At 61.2% G+C, this 19,729-nt stretch carries 24 protein-coding genes; 17 read left to right on the forward strand and 7 right to left on the reverse strand.

What is annotated here, in order from left to right; genetic code table 11:
• Positions 1 to 46: 46 nt before the first annotated feature.
• From JQ597_RS01385 to JQ597_RS01395, 3 genes are all read left to right on the forward strand, one after another.
• Positions 47 to 235 (forward strand): hypothetical protein, encoded by a 189-nt coding sequence (locus JQ597_RS01385; protein ID WP_212262075.1) that lies wholly within the window; start codon positions 47 to 49, stop codon positions 233 to 235.
• A 137-nt stretch (positions 236 to 372) separates the two neighbouring features.
• Positions 373 to 852, forward strand: coding sequence for a hypothetical protein (locus JQ597_RS01390; protein WP_249147147.1), 480 nt, complete (start codon positions 373 to 375; stop codon positions 850 to 852).
• A 6-nt stretch (positions 853 to 858) separates the two neighbouring features.
• Positions 859 to 1,029 carry an integrase arm-type DNA-binding domain-containing protein gene (locus tag JQ597_RS01395; RefSeq protein WP_283813381.1) on the forward strand — a complete coding sequence of 57 codons (171 nt, stop codon included), beginning with the start codon at positions 859 to 861 and terminating at the stop codon, positions 1,027 to 1,029.
• A 135-nt stretch (positions 1,030 to 1,164) separates the two neighbouring features.
• Here the strand turns inward: JQ597_RS01395 and JQ597_RS01400 are convergent, their stop codons facing one another.
• Positions 1,165 to 2,235: a lipid II:glycine glycyltransferase FemX gene (locus JQ597_RS01400; protein WP_212262080.1), complete on the reverse strand. Its 1,071-nt coding sequence runs from the start codon at positions 2,233 to 2,235 to the stop codon at positions 1,165 to 1,167.
• A gap of 1,203 nt (positions 2,236 to 3,438) precedes the next feature.
• On the reverse strand, positions 3,439 to 3,708 hold the full coding sequence (locus tag JQ597_RS01405; RefSeq protein ID WP_212262083.1) for a hypothetical protein: 270 nt from the start codon (positions 3,706 to 3,708) through the stop codon (positions 3,439 to 3,441).
• Between the two features lie 289 nt (positions 3,709 to 3,997).
• On the opposite strand from JQ597_RS01405, the gene JQ597_RS01410 reads away from it, so the two are divergent.
• From JQ597_RS01410 to JQ597_RS01420, 3 genes are all read left to right on the forward strand, one after another.
• Positions 3,998 to 4,882: a hypothetical protein gene (locus JQ597_RS01410; protein WP_349628767.1), complete on the forward strand. Its 885-nt coding sequence runs from the start codon at positions 3,998 to 4,000 to the stop codon at positions 4,880 to 4,882.
• A gap of 249 nt (positions 4,883 to 5,131) precedes the next feature.
• A complete protein-coding gene (locus JQ597_RS01415) occupies positions 5,132 to 5,347 on the forward strand; it encodes a hypothetical protein (RefSeq protein ID WP_212262085.1) in 216 nt (71 codons plus the stop codon).
• 216 nt (positions 5,348 to 5,563) lie between these two features.
• A complete protein-coding gene (locus JQ597_RS01420; protein WP_212262088.1) occupies positions 5,564 to 6,181 on the forward strand; it encodes a GyrI-like domain-containing protein in 618 nt (205 codons plus the stop codon).
• Positions 6,182 to 6,888: 707 nt separating this feature from the next.
• Here the strand turns inward: JQ597_RS01420 and JQ597_RS01425 are convergent.
• Entirely contained in the window at positions 6,889 to 7,950 is a 1,062-nt protein-coding gene (locus JQ597_RS01425; RefSeq protein ID WP_212262091.1) for a dipeptidase, read from the reverse strand.
• Between the two features lie 151 nt (positions 7,951 to 8,101).
• Here JQ597_RS01425 and JQ597_RS01430 point away from each other — a divergent pair, with 151 nt between their 5' ends.
• The 8 genes from JQ597_RS01430 to JQ597_RS01465 all read left to right on the forward strand — a co-directional run bounded on the left by JQ597_RS01430 (position 8,102) and on the right by JQ597_RS01465 (position 14,346).
• Positions 8,102 to 8,401, forward strand: coding sequence for a hypothetical protein (locus JQ597_RS01430; RefSeq protein ID WP_212262094.1), 300 nt, complete (start codon positions 8,102 to 8,104; stop codon positions 8,399 to 8,401).
• Between the two features lie 143 nt (positions 8,402 to 8,544).
• A complete protein-coding gene (locus JQ597_RS01435) occupies positions 8,545 to 8,889 on the forward strand; it encodes a tRNA-binding protein (protein ID WP_212262097.1) in 345 nt (114 codons plus the stop codon).
• A 260-nt stretch (positions 8,890 to 9,149) separates the two neighbouring features.
• Complete coding sequence (pdxY, locus tag JQ597_RS01440; protein WP_212262100.1) at positions 9,150 to 10,004, forward strand: pyridoxal kinase PdxY; 855 nt, start codon at positions 9,150 to 9,152, stop codon at positions 10,002 to 10,004.
• A 252-nt stretch (positions 10,005 to 10,256) separates the two neighbouring features.
• Complete coding sequence (locus JQ597_RS01445) at positions 10,257 to 10,409, forward strand: bacteriocin (RefSeq protein ID WP_212262103.1); 153 nt, start codon at positions 10,257 to 10,259, stop codon at positions 10,407 to 10,409.
• Between the two features lie 116 nt (positions 10,410 to 10,525).
• Entirely contained in the window at positions 10,526 to 11,590 is a 1,065-nt protein-coding gene (hisC, locus tag JQ597_RS01450) for a histidinol-phosphate transaminase (protein ID WP_212262106.1), read from the forward strand.
• Between the two features lie 113 nt (positions 11,591 to 11,703).
• Positions 11,704 to 12,786: a helix-turn-helix transcriptional regulator gene (locus JQ597_RS01455; RefSeq protein ID WP_212262109.1), complete on the forward strand. Its 1,083-nt coding sequence runs from the start codon at positions 11,704 to 11,706 to the stop codon at positions 12,784 to 12,786.
• Between the two features lie 38 nt (positions 12,787 to 12,824).
• On the forward strand, positions 12,825 to 13,427 hold the full coding sequence (locus JQ597_RS01460) for a pyridoxamine 5'-phosphate oxidase family protein (protein ID WP_212262112.1): 603 nt from the start codon (positions 12,825 to 12,827) through the stop codon (positions 13,425 to 13,427).
• Between the two features lie 7 nt (positions 13,428 to 13,434).
• Positions 13,435 to 14,346, forward strand: coding sequence for a ketopantoate reductase family protein (locus JQ597_RS01465; protein ID WP_212262115.1), 912 nt, complete (start codon positions 13,435 to 13,437; stop codon positions 14,344 to 14,346).
• Between the two features lie 13 nt (positions 14,347 to 14,359).
• Here the strand turns inward: JQ597_RS01465 and JQ597_RS01470 are convergent, their stop codons facing one another.
• Together JQ597_RS01470 and JQ597_RS01475 are read right to left on the reverse strand one after the other, a co-directional pair.
• Positions 14,360 to 15,328, reverse strand: coding sequence for a hypothetical protein (locus JQ597_RS01470; RefSeq protein ID WP_212262118.1), 969 nt, complete (start codon positions 15,326 to 15,328; stop codon positions 14,360 to 14,362).
• Between the two features lie 418 nt (positions 15,329 to 15,746).
• The gene (locus tag JQ597_RS01475) at positions 15,747 to 16,811 is read right to left on the reverse strand and encodes an AI-2E family transporter (protein ID WP_212262121.1); all 1,065 of its coding nucleotides are present in this window, start codon (positions 16,809 to 16,811) and stop codon (positions 15,747 to 15,749) included.
• Between the two features lie 214 nt (positions 16,812 to 17,025).
• On the opposite strand from JQ597_RS01475, the gene JQ597_RS01480 reads away from it, so the two are divergent.
• Genes JQ597_RS01480 through JQ597_RS01490 form a run of 3 tightly spaced genes read left to right on the forward strand, consistent with a single transcriptional unit; the run spans position 17,026 to position 18,466 of the window.
• A complete protein-coding gene (locus JQ597_RS01480; RefSeq protein ID WP_212262124.1) occupies positions 17,026 to 17,382 on the forward strand; it encodes a DUF6152 family protein in 357 nt (118 codons plus the stop codon).
• A 6-nt stretch (positions 17,383 to 17,388) separates the two neighbouring features.
• Positions 17,389 to 17,877, forward strand: coding sequence for a DUF6644 family protein (locus tag JQ597_RS01485; RefSeq protein ID WP_212262127.1), 489 nt, complete (start codon positions 17,389 to 17,391; stop codon positions 17,875 to 17,877).
• A 13-nt stretch (positions 17,878 to 17,890) separates the two neighbouring features.
• The gene (locus JQ597_RS01490; RefSeq protein ID WP_212262130.1) at positions 17,891 to 18,466 is read left to right on the forward strand and encodes a histidine phosphatase family protein; all 576 of its coding nucleotides are present in this window, start codon (positions 17,891 to 17,893) and stop codon (positions 18,464 to 18,466) included.
• Positions 18,467 to 18,493: 27 nt separating this feature from the next.
• Here JQ597_RS01490 and JQ597_RS01495 read toward each other — a convergent pair whose 3' ends face one another.
• Complete coding sequence (locus tag JQ597_RS01495) at positions 18,494 to 19,081, reverse strand: septal ring lytic transglycosylase RlpA family protein (RefSeq protein WP_409363314.1); 588 nt, start codon at positions 19,079 to 19,081, stop codon at positions 18,494 to 18,496.
• A gap of 255 nt (positions 19,082 to 19,336) precedes the next feature.
• Positions 19,337 to 19,726, reverse strand: a complete 390-nt coding sequence (locus JQ597_RS01500) for a cupin domain-containing protein (protein WP_212262133.1) — start codon at positions 19,724 to 19,726, stop codon at positions 19,337 to 19,339.
• Positions 19,727 to 19,729 lie beyond the last annotated feature (3 nt).

The raw sequence follows: 19,729 nt of genomic DNA on the forward strand, positions 1-19,729 counted from the left end.
CAGTCGAAGCGGATGGTCGCTTCGTCTCGGCAGAGGAGAAGCGCAGATGAAAAAGTCTGATACGAACTCCAAGAAGTCCGCCGACAAGAAGGTCGAAGCGCCGGTTCAGCTCAACCCGGATCAACTCGAAGCCGTCGCAGGCGGCATGATTAGGCGCATCGATCCCAAGGGCACCGGCACGACCACGACAGGCGCCGTTGGGCCGAAGACGACCACCACCAAGCTGACAAGTTAGTTGATTTCATATGCGGGATGGCGTTTGGCGCGCGACGCGCCGGACGCCGTCTCGAAGGCTTTTCAGATAAGCATTTGCGAGACTGAGCGTTCAAGGCAGAGCCGCGGATTGCGCTTCCCGCTGCATCCCAACTGCGGATGAGGCGATCGATCGGCACCAGCCGCGAACCGGAGGGTCGTTTGATGTCCCGAGGATCCAGCCAAGAGATCGACTGCCCGAGTGCCCAGGCAACCGCTGATGGCGCGCGCGTCTTTGGCGTCATGACAGGCACGCCTGAAGAACACAGGGTCGGCTATCTGACCGAGACCCTGCCGGTTTCCGAGAAGCTGCTGGCGCTGGCAGGACCGGCCAAGCCAACGCAACTTTTCAGAATTGCGGCGCCGTGCGCCGGCGCCAGCGGCGGCTGCAAGCACTTCAAGGGCAACGCGTGCAGCCTGGCCGAACGCATCGTTGCGGGCACCCCTGTGGTCGTCAACGCGCTGCCTGCCTGCCAGATCAGATCCACCTGCCGCTGGTTTCGTCAGGAAGGCAAAGCGGCCTGCTTCCGCTGTCCGCAGGTCATGACGGATAAATCGAACGCCTCCGACTATGAGCGGCAGATCGCCGACGCCGAGTAGTGCGCGCTGAGGCGAAGCCGTAGCCGGTACCGCTTCCGCACTTACAAGCGGCTGCGCAAGATGGGACCAGGCGCTTATCCGGCGAAGTCGCTGAAGCAGGCGCGCATCGATCACGGCGAGGCCAAGAAGCTGCGCGACGCCGGCATCGATCCGATCATCGCCCGCGGTCAGAAATAATCTTCGATAAATTCGGAATGCGTAATGGGTGCAAACATCGTTCCCATTTTCTTCGTGCCGCGACCCGACTTGGCAATGTTCTTTTCATTCTCGATTATTGGCCCGAGCGTTGTCTGTAGAAGCTGGTTGGTCGTGTCAACGAAACTGGTCGTCGTCGATAAAGGCGTATTCTTCGAACGTCTGAGAATCATATTTTTCATCGAAGAGGAAGAAGGGCTCCAATCGCTCGGTGTGGCCCTTGAAGTACCGCCGAGGGACTCCGCCGAATTTGGTTTTTATTTCCGTAAGACCCCGGCTTTTCTTATCCGTCGATCCGGAGAAGATTTCGCCGACCTCGTACCATTCGCAGCCGAGCCGCTTTGCTTGGAGCATAGCCTCCCAAAACAGGAGATAGTTGACGCCAGAGTTTTGGTGAGCGGTGCGCGAGCATCCGGTGTGGTAAACAGCAGAGTGCGGCATCTTCGCAGAGTTATGGAAGGCCACCACGCTTCCATTTGGTGCTTTGCCGCCCAACAAGAAGTTAAAACCGAGAGGTGATATCTTGAGTGCCATCCCTTCAAAATACGCTTTGGGGTGTGGTTCAACGCCGGTTCGGAAATAGGTTTCGCAGTGAATATCGTAGTAGGGGTCGATGTTCTTTACCCAGTCAAGAAGTTCAGCGGAGTAACCTTCGCTCTTTGCTTTGCGGATTTTCCTGCGCGCAATCTGCGATAGACCCAGCCAAAGCTGATCTTCGGTTTGGCTAAGGTCAACAACCATCGCGTCGGTGGACGTCTCGGCAAAGCCGAACTTGTATGTCGGACTCACACCAGTCCGGTTCGTTAGGGAGCGCTTCGTAATCGGGCTTATGCTCATGGAAATACGCTCGGCGTGATCGTGGCGAGCACTCGCGCAAATCTGTTTGATTACCTCGCAGAGTACCGCGTTCTCCTCGTCTCTAGACAATCCCGGCACCAACACCGGACCGCTCCCGCCCCAGCCGGATGAAGCAGTGACCTTCCATGTGTTCGAGTATTGGAGCGGCACGACCGCGACAATTCTGCCGTTCCTTTCTACGCCGAAGCTACGCTCTTGAAGGCCCCATCGTTCAACCGGCAGGATCAATTCCTGCCACTCGTAGAGTGAAAACACCCATCCATCGGGAGACGACAAAACTACATCGTTCCATGTTGTTCGGTCGATCTCGCCGATGGCGATAATCTTCATAGCTCGGCCCTGTAAGAAAAAAGACAGCTGATCATTTTCTAAAAATGACGCCTATGCCGTGAGCTAGAATCGGCACTGGTAACGACTTTGAGCTGGCATGGCGTTTCCTTGGCGCTGAGTGAGCGCCGAATTACTAGCACCGCAACCCCACATCGAAAACCCCTGAAATCGGAGAATGACGTAGAGGCTTTGGGACGTGAGTCATTCGGCCCGAACCTCGGTCATAATGCGCATGACGATTGTCATCCTCGCGCCGGCCAAGCACTGCATTTGCCCGAAGCTCATTCTGGCGCGTGCTACTTTACCTCTGATTGTCTGGGCCACATTTCGAGTCGACCAAAGTTACTAGCCCGTCATTTGGTTGTTGTTCGCCGCAGCGATCCCGGCGCTGTTCGATCTGACAAGGGGATGGATGTTCGGCAGCAAGTTGGGTGCCGCTCGGCAATGCTGGAGGTGTTATTGCTTTTCTCCTGAGTGTGGCAATGTTTTGCATCTGTAAAGACAATCGACGAGCCGATTGAGAGGTAGCGACAGGCGCGGGCTCAAAGTTCAGTGGTCCGCTTTACCATTTAAATCGCCGATCATGCCGGCCTGAGATGCAGTTGGCGTGGCGCGCACGCTGGCCTGCGAAAACACCGGTCCCACTTCCGCGCCGCGCGCTTGCCGCAGGCGGTACAGAGGAAGTCAGGCTCAATGTCGGAGAGCCTGATATCATCGGCCCAGCCGTCGGCACTGGTTTCGACATGATGGCTGCAACGATTGATCGCGGCAAGGGAAGCGATCTTGTACACTTGGTTGTTTCTAGCACGAGACCGCGGGTGCAGCGCGCACCCGGCTTTTCCTGCGCCCTCCTCGCTTCAGGAGGGTCAGCAAGTCGCAAAACTCGGACGCTTCACGCCGCGAGATCGCGGACGCATGGACTATCGTTGTCATGATCGCCACAACAAAGGCGCCCTACTGCCCAGCCCCTACGCAGCATGGATCAGCCAAGGCGGCTTTGTTCTCCATCCGACTCCAGTTTGTTCGCAAGGAACGAATCGGAGTCGCGCAAATCAGCGCGGGTCAATTCCTAACAACACGTTGCTTCGCATTTGTACGCCCTCATCACGAAAAAAAGCCCGCGACGACATCGCGGGCTTCTTGCAAACGCGACAAGGTGCTCGTGCATCGGCGCCAGTTGAAGCGCCGATCAAGCATTTGTCCTCACTGAATGGCGCGGCCGACGGTTTCGGTGCGGCCTTGGGCGGTCGTAATCTTGCTCCGCGGTGTCAGGACGCTGAGCTGAACTGCCGTGACCGATGTGGCAACGGGTGACGCTTCCTGGACGCCCTCAACGCCGAGCACCTGAAGCTGCACGGCCGAGACCGGCAAGCCTGACCGTTCATAAGACGGCAACTCGGCTGCGACAGCGCCGCCAGCGGCCGTGATCGCGAACATGGCGGCGGCAGCGACGGACAGGGTAATCTTCTTCACGGCAATTCTCCTTCGATGGCTTGGAATGCGGATCTAGTAGTCGTTTATTGCACTGCAATAGTTCAATGGTGCGACGCACAAAAACGTGATACAAGAATGTGATGATGGTGATCATGGAATGCTGAACCGCGCGTTGGTCGCACGAGACGCCGTGAAGGTTCGCTGGAACTTTCGCGGCGGGCTACGCGAGCTGGCGATGAATGCAGCGCGCGCAAAGGGTCAGAGTTCCTTCCGTAGTTCTCCGGCCGTGAACATAGTTCCGCCTCCTCGGCTGCGTTAAAACGCAGATGTGCGGATCCACTTTCAGGCGGGTGCCATTGCATTTGATACGGAGCACCAAATGAATTCCACAATGAGCGACAGGCTCGCCGAAGGGCAGATCGCGAGCCTGGAGGAGCAGCTTTCGAACCTGGCGCGCGAAGCGGGATTTAGTGCTTCGGCCCCGCCGCCCAGCATGAAGACGTCGAGCGCCCCGCCAGCAGCGAAGCCTCGATTGGCGGATTGGCGCCATGTGGCTGTCGCCGGTTGCCTGTTGGCAGCATGCATTGGTGTCGTCGCCTGGTGGTGGTCATCCTCCCCTGATACGGCGATGACGGCCCCCTCAGCTCCGATAGCTTTGGCACAGGCGGCACCGGAAGCCGCTGCGCCGAAAGACGCCGCACCGGCTGCTGTTGCCGCGTCCGCCGGATTGGAGCAGCAACTCCAACCGATGGCGCGCGATCTCGTGGCCTTGAGGCAATCACTCGAACACCTCAAGGTGAGGCAAGAACAATTGGTCCGCGACAATGAAAATCTCACGAGCCAGCTCGCGGCGGGCCGGGAAGAAATAGCGCGCAACAACGCTGTCATCGACCAGCTCAGGGCGAGCCAGATCCAGATGGCGCGCGAAAGCCAGACGCTGACCGAACGGGTCAACGCAAGCCAGCAACAACTCGCCCGCATCATCGCCAGCGCTTCAGAGTTAAATGCGCTGCCCGAAGAGCCAAAGGCGATGTCCGACGAGCCAAAGATGATCCCTGAAGAGCCAAAGGTGATGCCCGGAACACCACTGCCGCGTCCGCGGCAGTCGGCCAATGTCGCCCAGTCGCAAAAGCCGGCGCCGCCCCCGGTGCGGCCGCAAGCCAAAAAACCGCAACCGTCAGTGTCATGGCCATGGTCGCCTCGCAGCCCGTGAGCCGTAGGCGTAATCTGCCGTTACGTGTTTTTCTAAAGCGGCGCATTACGCCGGAGCCTGTCATCGGGCCGCGCATTGGACGGACCCGTTGCACTAAACTCCCACCGAGTAGCGCGCTTGCGGCGTTTGGTTTCGCGCGCCCGTAGTACTACCGGGAAAGCCTTTGGCTGCGTACGGCACATGCAGAATCATGGCATGAAGCCTGCATGGAGTTAGTTGACCGGGAATTTCCTATCAACGAAGGACGCCATGCTCGTTACTCTTGTCGCCGTTCTCTGCAACGGCCAGCTATGCCTGGAGAAAGTCGTCACCAACAGTGAGCAGTCGGGCATCACCATGACCGCCTGTATGGTCAATGCGCAAATCGGCATTGCCGAATGGCTCGCCAAGGGTCCGTATCACCAATGGAAACTACAGAGATACAAATGCATCGCGGGCAAATACGTGCCCAAAGACGAAGCATGATGCAATGCGCCGCCTCTCGGATGAGAGGCGCCCTCGCCTGCTAGCGCACCACGTCGCGCTTGACGTTGGCGACATGCCTGCCAACCATTCCCAGCCTGCACGGCGGATTCGCGGTGCGCAATCCGCCGCTACGTGTCTCGAGCGGCGGATCGCGCCACCGCAGGCGGATTGGACCGGAACGCGGCACAGCGCAGCATCCAGCGAACCGTGACGAACGTGGACAAGATCGATTTCAAGAAGCAGCTCGCAACATTCTACAGCGCGCCTAAAGGCAGCTTTGCCACCATCAACATGCCTGCCATGCAATTCGTCAAGATCAACGGCGAAGGCGACCCCAATCGTGATCCAGCCTATCAGCGCGCCATCGAGTGGCTGTATTCGCTGAGCTACGCGATGAAATTTGCCAGCAAGAGCACATCGGGAAAAGACTACGTGGTTCCGCCGCTCGAAGGCCTTTGGTGGGCCGACAATCCCGACGATTTTGTCGGGCGGCGGAAGCATCTGTGGCAATGGACGATGATGATCATGGTGCCCGACTTCGTCGAGCGGCCCCGGTATGAGGCTGCCCTTGCAAGGTCGCGGGACAAGCTCGGAGAGCCTCCCGTCTCGCTGCGCCTCGAGCCGTTGGACGAAGGGCGATGCCTGCAGACGCTGCATGTCGGCAGCTATGACGACGAAGGCCCGGTGCTCGCCAGGCTTCACCACGAGATCATGCCTGCGATGGGGATGACGTTTGCAGGGCCTCATCACGAGATCTATCTGAGCGATGCACGCCGGACGCCGCCGGAAAAGCTCAAGACGATCCTGCGGCAACCGGTCAGAAGCGCTGGCTGAGGCCGCCCTTTGAACCAAAAGAACGCAGCCTGCGACCAATATTAATTAGCGCCGTACACGCCCCGGGTTTCCCGGTTTCGAGGTCGCTCGCTTCATACGGATTCCCGGGAAAAAGTGGCAGCTGCGCCCGTAATGTCGGATATCGGACAGACGACCGAACCTGGAACGTACTTAAATTAGCCGCTGCCTGAGTCGCGCAATTAATTATTATAACCAGTTGGCATCATTGCATTTTAGCCGGAAAGACCTTTTCACTATTGAATAGCTTCAGGGATGGATCAGGAAACCACCAGATTGGTCGCCGGCACTCGTTTTAAGATGAGTGAACTCGGAGCCGCTCGATGCCCGGAACTGGCCGGGCAGACTGGGATCGTTGTCGAAGTGAGCCATAGCAACACGGGCGTTACCGTGTTGTTCAATGGCGCCAACAGACCAACCGCCCTGCACAGGGATTTTATCACCCCGATCTCGAATAACGGATCGTGGGGCGGTTCGCCAAGGGCTGGCTCTGGAAACACGGGTCCGCCCCAGAAGTGAAGTTCGCGCGCCTGAAGCAGGTCCGCATTCCAAAACTGCGCGAACAACAGCTACTCTTTCGGAGTACCCCGAATTTTCCGAGGAACGCGCGAGCGCAAAGAGAGACGTTGTCAGCCGAAGCTCGCCGCGGGCGGCATGCGTGGTCGCCAGGAGAGCGACGGCTCCCGGTTTCAGCCAATCGTGCGTTCGAGCAGATTGAGCCAATTGGTCGAGCCCAGCTTCTTCAACAGCGGCTCGGAGTATCCGCTTTGCCGGAGAGCCCCGATGAGCACGGGCAGCCCGGCCGCCGAGCCGATTTTCGCCGGCACGGTTGCGCCGTCGAAATCCGATCCAAATCCGACGTGGTCCTCGCCGAGCTTGTCGATGAGATAGTCGAGCTGACGCACCATCAGTTCGACATCCGTATCCGCGATCATGCTGCCGTCAGGGCGAAGAAAGCAGGTCGCGAAGTTGAGACCGACCATGCCGGCGGAATCGCGGATCGCTGCCAATTGCCGGTCGGTAAGGTTTCTCGGCGAAGGGCACAACGCATGCGCGTTGGAGTGCGTCGCGACCAGCGGCGCTTTGGAGAGGCGCGCGACATCCCAAAAGCCCTTTTCGGTGATGTGCGAGAGGTCGACGAGGATCTTCATTTCGTTGCAGGCGCCAACGAGCTTTTCGCCGGCAGCGGTCAGGCCGTCGCCGATATCCGGCCCGCCGGGAAACTGGAACGGGACGCCATGACCAAAAATGTTGTTACGGCTCCAGACCGGTCCCAGCGAGCGCAGGCCCGCCGCGTACAGCACCTCCAGAAAATGCAGATCACCGTCGATGGCTTCGGCGCCTTCCAGATGAAGCACCACCGCCAGCGCTCCGCGCTCGATCGCCGAATGGATCTCGGCGGTCGTCTTGCAAAGCGCCACGGCGCCCTGCGATCCCCTGACAACCCGCATCAGGATCGCCAGCTCACCGGCGACGGATTTCCGTGCCTCTTCGATGGGAAGCGGATCAGGAAGCGGCACCGCATACTGTCCGCCCGTCATCTGCTTGCTGAGCGACGCAAAGTTGCCTGGCGATGGCGAGTACATCGCGAACAGACCGCCGACGAAAGCTCCTGCCCTGGCCTTTTTCAGGTCGATATGGCCGGCGTCTTCGCCATCAAGGAAATCGGACACCACGTCGCCGGAAGCCGACTTGTAAAGACGCAGCAGGACATCGTTATGGCCGTCGAAGATGGAAATGTTGGTGGTCATTGTTTACCGGCGCCCGTGACAGATATCGCGAGTTGCGAGATCGTCTGCAATTTTCCGCAGAACCGGTCCGTGTGCAACCTCTATTGAGGAACAATTCCGCGGCTACAGCATTATTCAGCCAGCATCACGCATCGATTCGGAGCAACGCGTGATGACCGCGGACGCATTTGAACTCCGCCGCTGTGTACAACAGCATTTCCTCGGCCGTGTATCGTCAGTGATGTTCGATCCGGGCTACCGCAATCATTTGGCGCTGATCGCGGACGGTTATGATGTCCGCGTATTCCTCGACGATGTGCTGCAGGACGGCTGTATTACAGCAGACCCCGATGAGGGTTTCGTCCAGCGGCGCGCATTTCTCAGATCGTCAGGGATCACTGACATGCGCCGCGGCTCCGTGTCGATCAGAATTTCGAAGAAACCTGGAGGGCGGATTGAGCCGAAGGCGTAATCCGCCGTCTGGGCTCATACGAAAACGGCGGATTACGTCTTCGGCTAATCCGCCGCGCCTCACCGCCTTGCGCGAGACGTCCATCGGCCGGTTGCCTGCGCAACTCACTTCCGATGACATCGCTAATGTGCCATACGCAAGACATGTCCCCTCTGAAAGCCCCGGCCACTTACGACGATTTCGCCCGTCTCGACATCCGGATCGGCAAGGTCGTGGATATCCAGCCGTTCCCCCGCGCGCGCAATCCCTCCTTCAAGGTCGGCGTCGACGTCGGCGCTGACAGGATCATGTGGTCGAGCGCGCAGATCACGAACTATGAGCCCGCAGCCCTGCTCGGCTCGCTGGTCGTCTGCGTCTGCAATCTGGGTGCGAAGAACATCGCGGGCTTCACATCCGAACTGCTGATCCTCGGCGCAAAGGACGCCGGAGGCAGCGTGATCGTCCTCGGCCCGCGCAGCGAGGTGGCGATCGGCGAGCCGGTCTTTTGACCAAATTTTACGCCGGCGCGAACGCATGCGGCAGCGCGGCGCGCTGACCCGGCTTTCGCTGCGCTCTCCTCTGTTACGGAGGGTCCGGCTACCAAACCTCGGACGATTCGCGCCGCGAGAAGGCGGACGTATATGCGCCGTCATTGCGAGCCACCGGATCGCGCGAATGCGCGCCCGATGCCTCGCAATGACGTGGGGACCGTCTCCACCCTGCGCAATCCCGGATTGCGCTGCGCTTCATCCGGGCTACATTCAATGCCATGAGCGTCATCTCCATCCAGTCCCAGGTCGCTTACGGCCATGTCGGCAACTCTGCCGCGGTGTTTCCGATGCAGATGCATGGCATCGACGTCATTGCGGTGCCGACGACGTTGCTGAGCAACCGGCCGGGCTATCCAACCATCCGCGGCCGGGTGCTGGAGGCGCAATTGGTCGCCGATCTCCTGCTCGGGATCGAGGAGCGCGGGGCGGTCGACACCTGTCAGATGATCCTGTCGGGCTATCTCGGCTCGGCTGACAATGCCGCTGTCGTCGCCGACTTCGTCGCGCGCGCCAAGGCCCGCAACCCGGCCCTCTGCTATGTCTGCGATCCCGTGCTCGGCGATCGCGACCGCGGCCTGTTCGTGAAAGCCGACATCCCGCCGCTGGTGCGCGACCGGCTGTGCGGCCTCGCCGACATCATCACCCCCAATCATTTCGAGTTCGAATGGCTGTGCGGGGCGAAGGCCTCCACGTCGGATCAAATGATCGAAGCAGCGCGCGCGCTGATGGTGCACGGTCCATCGACGGTCGTCGTCACGTCGGCCGAATTGTCTGATACGCCTGACGGCGAGATCGAGACCCTCGCCATCGAAGCGTCAAACGCCTGGCGCGTGCGCACGCCGAAAGTTCCCATCAGCCCGAACGGCACCGGCGACCTGTTCGCCGCGCTGTTCACCTCCGCGCGCGTTCAGAACAAGGCCACACCGGAAGCGCTCGGGCACGCGGCGTCGGCCATATCAGCCGTGCTGGAGCGCACCGCGGCGCGCGGGACGGAGGAAATGCGGATTGTCGAGACCGCGGAGCTGCTCGTCCACCCGAAGCAGCGGTTCGAGGCGGTCGCGGTGCGCAGTTGATAGCGTCATTCCGGGGCGATGCAAAGCATCGAACCCGGAATCTCGAGATTCCCCGGGGCGCAATTGCGCCCCTGAGGTCTGGTCCTGCGGACCATCCCGGAATGACGACATCGCTGGAGATCGTCATCAGGTTCAAACCTCAAAAGCTCAGGCGTGATGTGAGTCACGGAACTCGCGTTCGGCGCGAGACATTCTCCAGATCACAGAAAGGGTCGCGGTGGTCGCGCCCCACCTGCCAGAGGGAGGAATGCCATGAAAGTCGATAACGCCCAGACCGCTCAGACCGATGCGCTTTCCGACAAAGAACTCAACGCCGTGTCGGGTGGCAAGGCACGCGTTCAGGTGACCAAGGCGCAGTACGAACAGATCCTCGCAGTCAAGATAATGTTCGCCAATTTGAAGTGAGCCTGACGCTGTGGGACGGATTAGCGATAGCGTAATCCGCCGTTTTTGGATTATCCAAGATGGCGGATTACGCTTCGCTAATCCGACCTACTCGCTCTCTGCTCGCTGGAGAATAAATGAGCCGTTTCTGGAGCCGCCTGACGCACGACCTGAAACCCTATGTGCCGGGCGAACAGCCCCGCATCGCGGATCTGGTCAAGCTCAACACCAATGAAAGCCCGCTGGGCCCTTCCCCGCGCGTGCTGGAGGCAATCCATCGCGAGGCCGCCGATAGCTTGCGCCTCTATCCTGACCCGCAGGCGTCCGCGCTATGCGCGGCCCTCGCCGCCTACCACAAGGTGCGCCCCGAGCAGGTGTTCGTCGGCAACGGCTCGGACGAGGTGCTGGCCCACGCCTTCGCTGCCCTCCTGAAGCACGATGCGCCGCTGCTATTCCCCGACATCACCTACAGCTTCTACCCGGTCTATTGCCGCCTGTTCGGCATCGCCTATGAGGCCGTGCCGCTCGATGAGGCCATGCGGATCCGGCTCGCCGATTATCGCCGCACCGCCGGCGCGATCATCGTGCCCAATCCTAATGCGCCGACCGGAGTGGCGCTGTCGCGGGCCGAGATCGCTTCCTTGCTGGAGCAACATCCCGACGCGCCCGTTGTGATCGACGAGGCCTATGTCGATTTCGGCGCCGAGACTGCGATCCCGCTGGTCGCTTCGCACCCGAACCTGCTGGTCGTTCAAACCATGTCGAAATCGCGGGCGCTCGCGGGCTTGCGCGTCGGCTATGCGATCGGCGACGCCGGCCTGATCGAAGCGCTGACGCGGGTAAAGGACAGCTTCAACTCCTATCCGCTCGGCCGCCCCGCCCAGGCCGGGGCCATCGCCGCACTGGAGGACGAAGCCTGGTTTCAGAAGAGCCGCGCAAGCGTGATCGAAGGCCGCGAGCGGCTTACCCAAGGCTTGGCACGGCTTGGCTTCGACGTGCTGCCGTCCTCCGCCAACTTCGTGTTCGCGCGTCATCCGGCGCATCAGGGCGCGGCGTTGGCCGCGGCGCTGCGCCAGCGCGCGGTCATCGTCCGCCATTTTGCAGCGCCCCGGATATCAGACTATCTGCGGATCACCGTCGGCACCGACGGGCAAACCGACCGGTTGTTGTCCGCGCTGTCCGACATCCTGGGTAGCGCCTAGGCATCCGCTCGGGGTAAGGTTAGCGCCGCAAATTTGGGCTGGTTGTTGCCTTCCCAGTGACCCCGGCGTATTTCTGGGCAGCTTCAGATTCTAGCTTGCGACCGGGAGAACCCTTGCCAGCGTGGAATTTCGGCCCCGCCGAACAGGAATTTGCCGAAGCCGGCCTTGATCCTACGCGTTGGGTCCAGGCGCTGACTTCCGTGGCCTCGGCCACCGGGAGCTTTGGGGCCGTCATGCTGCCCCTGTCGGGCGACGCCCTCCCGAATGTCCCCTATACCGAAAACGTTTCCGGAGTGATGGAAGACTATTTCCGGGACGGATGGCACTTGCAGGATGAGCGAATGCGCACCGTCCCGACCCTGACGCAGCGCGGGGTCGCCGACGATTTCGACGGCCACAGCGCCGATGAGATCGCCAAACATCCCTACTACCAGGAGTTCCTCGCACCGCACGGCCTGCGCTGGTACGCCGGTATTAAGGTTGCTTGCGGCGATGACCTTTGGGCCGTGGCGCTGCAGCGAACGATCGATCAGGGACCCTTTTCGGCGGACGAAAAGGACGAACTGGCGCGGATCTCGAGCCGGCTTTCGACCGGCGCCGCGATCGCCCGCGCGCTCAGCGCTTCCGCCGCCGCCGGCGCGCTGGAAGCTTTTGAAATGAGCGGCACGGCGGTGGTCCTGATCAACCGCCATGGCCATGTATTCAAGGCCAATGCGTCGGCCGAACGCCTTCTGGTGGATGATATCAGGATCGTAAACGGCCAGCTGACCGCAAGAGATACGCGGGCGACGACGGCCCTGAACCGCGCCCTTCACAATTTGCTGTGGCGTCCGACCGGCGGACTTTCCGCGCCGGTCGCGTTGCCTCGTGCGACCGGCCGGCCGCTGCTTGCGTACCCGGCGAGACTCTCGAATTCGACCGCCAATGCACTGGCCGATTGCCAGGCCATGGTCATTCTGATCGATCCCGATAGCCGGTCTCCAACGCCGGAAACGAACTTGCGTACGGTGTTTCACCTGACCCAGGCGGAAGCCAGGCTCGCGACCCAGCTGGCGCTCGGCGCGTCCCTGGAAAACGTCGCCGATCAATTCGGGATCGGAAAGGAGACCGCGCGGAGCCAGCTCAAGAGCATCTTCGCCAAGACCGGCGTGCACCGGCAGGCCGAGCTGGTCGCGGTGCTGGCAAAGCTGCTGTAAGCACCTGTCCGACCGCCCTGTGACCGAGGAGGCAAGCGATGACCGATACCGTCATGTTTCACGAGGGCAATCGCCGGCTGCAGGATCAGTTCGACAGCCGCCGGATTTCCGACCGTCTGGAGGAATTTTCCCGCGAGGAATTCACACCTGATGACCGGGTGTTCATCGAGAACCAGCCGTACTTCTTCCTGGCAACCGCCGACGCCGAGGGCCGGCCCGATTGCTCGTTCAAGGGCGGCATGCCGGGCTTCGTAGCCGTCACCGGGCCGTCCGAACTCGCTTTCCCCGATTACGACGGCAATGGCATGTTCAAGAGCCTCGGCAATATTCTGGTGAACGCCGATGTCGGCCTGTTGTTCATCGCCATGCATGGCAGGCCGCAGCGCCTGCGGGTCAACGGCACGGCAACCGTCAGCCGCGAAGATCCGCTGCTCGCCAGCACCGTCGGCGCGCAGCTGATCGTCCGCGTCGCCGCGCGCGTGATCTTTCCGAATTGTCCGCGCTACATCCCGGACATGCAGCTCAACGATGCCTCGGTTTACGCGCCGCGCGCCGGATATGAGGCGCCCGAGCCGGTGTGGAAGGGCTTTGACAGCTTTAAGGATTACGTGCATCCACTCCAGCCCACCTTCAAGGGCTAGGAACAGCATGCAAGTCGCGGTCGTCGGCGCCGGAGCGGTCGGTTGCTATTATGGAGGATTGCTGCTGCGGGCCGGACATGAGGTGACGTTCATCGGCCGGCAGCCGCATGTCGACGCCATCAACGCAAACGGCCTGCTGCTCGACACCAAGACGTTCAAGGGACATTTGCCCGCCAAAGCCGCAACCGACGCTGGCGCCCTCGCCTCGCCGGATCTGGTGCTGGTGTGCGTCAAGTCGGCCGATACCGAGCAGGCCGGCCGGTCGCTGGCCGGTCGCTTGCGGCCGGAAACCTCCGTGCTCAGCCTGCAGAACGGCGTCGACAACGCGCCGCGCCTCGCCGCCATCACCGGCCACGCCGTAATTCCCGTCGTCGTCTATGTCGGCAGCGAGATGGCCGGTCCCGGCCATGTCCGGCATCACGGCGGCGGCGATCTTGCGATCGGCGCCTCGGCCGCCAGCGAAGCGCTGGCGCAAACGCTGCAAGCCGCCGGCGTCGGCGTTACGATATCGCACGACATCGAAGTCACGCTGTGGAGCAAGCTGATCATCAACTGCGCCTTCAATGCGCTGTCCGCCGTGGCGGGCATTTCCTACGGACCGATGCTGGAAGTCGATGGCACCAGGGATGTCGTCGCCCGCGCGGTTCAGGAGGCGATCGCGGTCGCCCGTGCCAGCGGGGTCGCGATCCCAGACGACATCACCGGGCACATCATGAAGATTCCCGCCAACATGCCGAACCAGATGTCGTCCACCGCGCAGGATCTGGCGCGCGGCAAGCCCAGCGAGATCGACTTTCTCAACGGCTATGTGGTGCGCAAGGGCGCTGAACTCGGCATTCCCACACCGACCAATCAGGCGCTGCAGGTGATGGTGAAGCTGGCGGAGCGCGGCAAGGAATTGTCCGGGAGACGGACGTAGCATGCAGGTAACGTCAAGCTGTCTCGCGGTCGATTTTTCGTAAACGCACGAAGGCGGCCCACGCCTTCGGAAACTTGCTGTCTTTCGGACTGACCGTAAGCAGCGCGCGGCAGGCTTCCTGGATCTCGTCGGATGAAGGACGGGCCTTCGCGTTACCGGATTTCGCTTGCTCCCAGCGGTCCTCGATCTTTTTTGCGAGCGCGATCGCCTGGCCCGCGGTCCGTTTCGGCGCCGACCGCGCCAGCGGGTGATCCAGGGGAAACGTCGGCCATGCGGCCGGCGGCCGGTCGCTGCTCCAGCCGCTCTCGTTGTCGAGCACGGCGTTGGAGGACAAATTGGCCTGTTGTCCCGCCGAACCGGACTTTGAGCCGGAAGAGCTTGCAGAACCGGAATAGCTTCCCGAGCCCGACGAGCTTCCCGGCAGTGGGCCTCCCGTCATCTGGTTGGCCATGTGGCCAACCTGTTGTTCCAGTGACCCTCCGGACCCGCCTCCCGCCGGCATCTGTGTCCCGATGGTCGACATGGCCGAGGAGACGACGGACGGGACGACCTTCTCAATGGCTTTCACCATCGATTGCCCGTCGGGCGATACCTTGTCTTCCGGCGAGATCGGGCAAGCCCTGAACGCGCCGTGCCTATGCGAAATCAAACCATCGTCATCGATGCGGGCAGAGTCCGTCGCCACGGTGTAAACGAAGCTGCGGAAGTCGACATATTTTCCAGATTTATCCTTGGCCTTGACGGCCCCGCAAACATATTTCGCGGCGTTTTCCTCCACCGAGCGCAGCGTGCTGAATTCCGCCGACTGCGGGTTGATCAGCAAACGCGAGACTGCGGTGCGCGCTTTCGAATGGCGCATGGAGAAGATCAAGCCCAATGCGTAGTCGGGATTGATCCAGGCGGGCTGATAATAGAAGGTGAGCTCGGCCGCCAGGAATGCTGCGCCCAGACCTGCGGAGATGAGCGCTGCAGGGAAGTTCATGAATTGCGACTCCAGGACAGTGCCCGGCATCGTCATCACCCGATGCAATGCAGGCGGCGACAGACCGACGCGAGATCGATCTGGTTGTGTAGACACCTGGCTGCGATTTGAGGGAGAGCGCTTTAAAAAAACCTTAAGTTGCAATCTCAAGTGCGCCGATGGAACTTTCCATCGCTGGTTGATCCTAATATTCTGTTCACGGGAACCTTAGGGAACTCGCACGTTGTTCGACGCACGGCTCGATATATCCAGTAAAATATAGCCTAGACCTCGATATATCCATACAGATATAGCCTAAATAACTGACGTCGACGCATCGAACGATCCACTATCGATAAAATTCTCCATAGCCCGTATGCTGCCAAGCAAGGACCATGACAGAACTGTGACAACGGCCAGCAAGCGGCCAATTGGCGAGTTAGCCCGTAGCCCCGGCGGCGTTGCCCTGCCGGGAGGTGGAGAAACTCTCCCAGGTCACCATGAACATCGCTGCAATCACCGGGCCGATCACAAAGCCATTCAAGCCGAACACTTCAATGCCGCCCAGCGTGGAAATCAGCACGACATAGTCTGGCAGCTTGGCATCCTTCCCGATCAGGAATGGACGGAGAAGATTGTCCACCAGTCCAATGACGAGCACTCCGTACACGATCAGGGCAACGCCCTGCCACACGGCGCCGCTTGCCAACAGGTAGATTGCAACGGGCACCCAGACCAGGCCGGAGCCGATGGCCGGCAGAAGGGACAGGAAGGCCATCAACACCGCCCATAAAAGCGGCGCGTGAATCCCCAGAAACCAGAACGCCAGCCCGCCAAGCGTGCCCTGGGCGATGGCAACCAGGATGCCACCTTTCACCGTCGCGCGGACGACATCGGCGAATCTGCCGAAGAGTGCCGTCTTTTGATCTGCGCGAAGGGGGACGATCCGCTTGATCCGTTCAGCCAGCGCTTTACCGTCACGCAACAGAAAAAACAAAAGATAGAGCATGATGCCGAGGCCAATCATGAAGTCGAAAGTGTTCATGCCGATGCTGAGCGCCTGGGGCGCCAGGACCTGTCCACCCTTCATAGCGCCGGATGCCAGCCAGTCGCGAACGGCCGGGAGATTGTTCAGGTTGAAGCTATCAAGCAGACCGGTGGCCCAGGCCGGCAGCGCATCGAATATTCGCTGAATGTAGCGGGCGAAGTCGTACTCTCCGGATTGGACCTTGGCGTAAAGATTGGAGGCTTCCTGCGTCAGAGAGGCCGCGATCATCGCCAGGGGTAAAATGACCATTGCGATGATGATCAGGACCGTAACCAGGGCAGCGATCCCTGGCTTCCCGCCCGTCCTGACCAGCAGCTTCCGATTCAGCGGCGCAAAAATGACGGCTGCGACGGTGGCCCAGAGAATAGCGCCGTAAAATGGTTTCAGAATCCAGCCAAACGCGATGCTGACCACGAGCAGCAACAGCAGAAAACTTTGATCCTCAATCCTGCGCACCGCCGGTCTCCTTGTGGCTTTGCCGCACTGCCGCGGCAATGAACCGGACGGCGCTCCTCGAACTTCGCGTATAGAACTTTTGACGGGCTCAATCGTTGCCTCCTCGGGCGCCCTGATGGCGACGTGCATTATTCCGGATCATTTGAATGGTCATGCAAAACCCGCTATGAATCCGGCGCGGATCGGTGTTGTCCTCCATCGTGCAGAGGCCGTCATGACAACAATCACCCGACGCCTGTTCCTCTCGCTAGCGGCTGCCCTTGCGCCAGGCGCTGCGGCCGCCCATCACGGCTGGGGCGGATACGACACCTCGAAATCGTTCACCGTGACCGGCAAGATCCTGAAATCGACCTTCGAGAACCCGCACTGCGAGATCGAGATGGAGGTCGACGGCAAGCACTGGCATTTCGTGCTGGCGCCGCCTTCGCGCATGCAGGCGCGCGGCATCACCGCGGACCTCATCGCGCCCGGCAAGACCTGCACCGTGTTCGGCTATCCCCATACCAGCAAGCCGGACGAAGCGCGCATCGAATACGTCGTTCTCGACGGCAAGCGCATCGAATTGCGATAAGCCCGCGTGGAACAGCAACCCGCCGCGTCGATCTTCCTGGCCTTGCAGGAAAGCGCGCTGGGTCATCTGATGCGCTCGTCGCCCGCGCTTTATCCCGCGGTCGAAATCCTGCATATCCTCGGCTTCGTCGTGCTGGTGGGATCGATCCTGGCACTCGATTTGAGGCTACTCGGATGGGGGCGCGCAATCCCGATCGCGCCGATGGCGAAATTGCTGCTGCCGTTGTCACGCATCGGTTTTCTGCTGGCGATCAGCATGGGCTTCCTGCTGTTCAGCGCGGACGCGTCGCACGTGGTGCGCAACCCGGCTTTCCAGGCCAAGCTGTTGCTGATCGCAGCCGCCCTGGTCAACGTCGTGATCGCCCATGCCGGCCCGTGGCGGCGCGTGGCGCTCTGGCGCGATGAAGCACCTTCTGGCGCCAAGGTTACTGCGCTGCTGTCGCTGCTGCTGTGGCTCGGCGCCGTCTGCGCCGGGCGTCTGATCGCCTATCTTTGAGAAGGTCGCCGCCATGCGCCGCAACGGTTTCGCCATCGTCGCCCTCGTCCTCGCCCTTGCCGCCGCGGCGGACATCGCGCGCGCCGACGATGCCGCGGCCTGGTCCGCCTTGCGTGCGGGCGGGCATGTCGCACTGATGCGCCATGCCGATGCGCCGGGTGGCGTCGGCGATCCGCCGGGCTTCCGGATCGATGACTGCGCCACCCAGCGCAATCTCAGCGCCAAGGGCCGCGCCGACGCGAGAAGGATCGGCGCGCGGCTCAAGTCGGAGGGGATCGCGGTCGATCAAATCCTCACCTCGCCATGGTGTCGCTGCATGGACACGGCAACCCTGCTGGAACTGGGACCGGTCGAAGCCGCACCGACATTCGGCAATGTGGTCGTGCTGCGCGATCAGACAGCGGCTTTGACCGCCGGTGCCCGCGCGGTGATCGGCAAATGGACCGGCCGTGGCAACCTTCTGGTCGTGACGCACGGCGCGAACATCCTGGCCCTCACCACGATCTCGCCGGCAAGCGGTGAGATCGTGGTGGTCCGAAGCGGAAGCGCCGACCGCAGCGAGCCTGTCGGCCGCCTGCTGCTCGATTGACGTGCAGCGACAGCCTGTCCCTGTCCCCTACTGCACCACGTCGAGTTTGACATTGGTGAGGCCCTTTCCGACCATTCCGAGCGCGTCGGCCGCGGAATAGGAGACGTCGACCACACGCCCCGGAACGTAGGGACCGCGGTCATTGACCCGCACCGTGACGGACTTGCCGCTCGAGACATCCGTCACGCGCAGCTTGGTGCCGAACGGCAATGTCGGATGCGCCGCGGTCATGTCCATCGTGTTGAATCTTTCACCGCTCGCGGTCTTGGTGCCCTCGGTGTAGAAACTCGCCACCCCATGCGAGGCCGTCGTCTTGGGTTTGCCTGCATCTTTGCGCGACGCAAACCGGGTGTGCTTTCTTGTCGCCGCCACGCGCCTCTTGATCATGGGCGATGACATTCGATCGTGGTCCAGCGACGCCACCCGGCTGGCGCGCAATTCAGATTTCTGGCTGACGCCCGAGGTCTGCGAGCAGGCCGCCAGCGATGCCGCTGCCACGCCAACGGCAAGCAGCCGCATAACCTTCCCCGCGGCCGGCATCCAAGGCGGCGCCTTGCGTTGAGTGCGGTTCGTTCCGATGTCGACGTTCGAAGTAGCAGCGCGGTCGATGGACATGTTGCGATCCCCAACTTGCGCCCCAGCCCAAGCCGAAAACCAGCACGGCCCATCGTCCGAATCCAATCGGGGCGGAACCGGGGCCGGAAAACGTCAGACCCCGCCCCGCCAGCGCAATTCCGTTGGGGTGTGGTGATTGGGTCACAGCTCTCGTGGGTGTCGCAGGCGGGATGTGGGATCAGCGCTAGCGTAATCCGCCGCCTTGGATGACCGCTGACGGCGGATTCTCGTTCGGCTCTACCGCCCTGCCCTGTCCTACTTCCGCTCGTCCGACGTGAAAAACTTGCTGCCATCGAAAAAGCGGTTCGGCCGATTGAAAACGGAGAGGAAAGTCGCCCCGTTGGGCGAATGCGCGACATGGATGTTGCCGCCGGGCCGCCACACGAAGTCACCCGCGCCGCAGCTGCCCTCCGCATCTTCCAGCGATCCCTCCAGCATAAAGGTCTGTTCGAGCGCGGTATGCTCGTGCAGCGGCACGACCGCGCCGGGCGCCATCTTGAACAGGATGGTCGAGCGCCCTTCGTCGTCCTTGTAGAGGATCTTCATCTGAATTCCGTCGAAGTCCGTTGGCTGCCAGGGCATCGAAGATGCCGCAACGAAGGTCGAACGCAGTTCGGGCGGGTTGACGTGCACGGGCTTGTTCATGGC

Source organism: Bradyrhizobium sp. AUGA SZCCT0177 (assembly GCF_018130125.1).
Taxonomy (GTDB): Bacteria; Pseudomonadota; Alphaproteobacteria; order Rhizobiales; family Xanthobacteraceae; genus Bradyrhizobium.

Coding starts and splice junctions, on each gene's coding strand:
- JQ597_RS01430 (WP_212262094.1), top strand. CDS start 8,102: ATGACCGCGGACGCATTTGAACTCCGCCGCTGTGTACAACAGCATTTC.
- JQ597_RS01495 (WP_409363314.1), bottom strand. CDS start 19,081: ATGTCCATCGACCGCGCTGCTACTTCGAACGTCGACATCGGAACGAAC.
- JQ597_RS01390 (WP_249147147.1), top strand. CDS start 373: ATGAGGCGATCGATCGGCACCAGCCGCGAACCGGAGGGTCGTTTGATG.
- JQ597_RS01490 (WP_212262130.1), top strand. CDS start 17,891: ATGCGCCGCAACGGTTTCGCCATCGTCGCCCTCGTCCTCGCCCTTGCC.
- JQ597_RS01460 (WP_212262112.1), top strand. CDS start 12,825: ATGACCGATACCGTCATGTTTCACGAGGGCAATCGCCGGCTGCAGGAT.
- JQ597_RS01470 (WP_212262118.1), bottom strand. CDS start 15,328: ATGAACTTCCCTGCAGCGCTCATCTCCGCAGGTCTGGGCGCAGCATTC.
- JQ597_RS01465 (WP_212262115.1), top strand. CDS start 13,435: ATGCAAGTCGCGGTCGTCGGCGCCGGAGCGGTCGGTTGCTATTATGGA.
- JQ597_RS01385 (WP_212262075.1), top strand. CDS start 47: ATGAAAAAGTCTGATACGAACTCCAAGAAGTCCGCCGACAAGAAGGTC.
- JQ597_RS01445 (WP_212262103.1), top strand. CDS start 10,257: ATGAAAGTCGATAACGCCCAGACCGCTCAGACCGATGCGCTTTCCGAC.
- JQ597_RS01480 (WP_212262124.1), top strand. CDS start 17,026: ATGACAACAATCACCCGACGCCTGTTCCTCTCGCTAGCGGCTGCCCTT.
- JQ597_RS01425 (WP_212262091.1), bottom strand. CDS start 7,950: ATGACCACCAACATTTCCATCTTCGACGGCCATAACGATGTCCTGCTG.
- hisC (WP_212262106.1), top strand. CDS start 10,526: ATGAGCCGTTTCTGGAGCCGCCTGACGCACGACCTGAAACCCTATGTG.
- JQ597_RS01435 (WP_212262097.1), top strand. CDS start 8,545: ATGTCCCCTCTGAAAGCCCCGGCCACTTACGACGATTTCGCCCGTCTC.
- JQ597_RS01400 (WP_212262080.1), bottom strand. CDS start 2,235: ATGAAGATTATCGCCATCGGCGAGATCGACCGAACAACATGGAACGAT.
- JQ597_RS01415 (WP_212262085.1), top strand. CDS start 5,132: ATGCTCGTTACTCTTGTCGCCGTTCTCTGCAACGGCCAGCTATGCCTG.
- JQ597_RS01500 (WP_212262133.1), bottom strand. CDS start 19,726: ATGAACAAGCCCGTGCACGTCAACCCGCCCGAACTGCGTTCGACCTTC.
- pdxY (WP_212262100.1), top strand. CDS start 9,150: ATGAGCGTCATCTCCATCCAGTCCCAGGTCGCTTACGGCCATGTCGGC.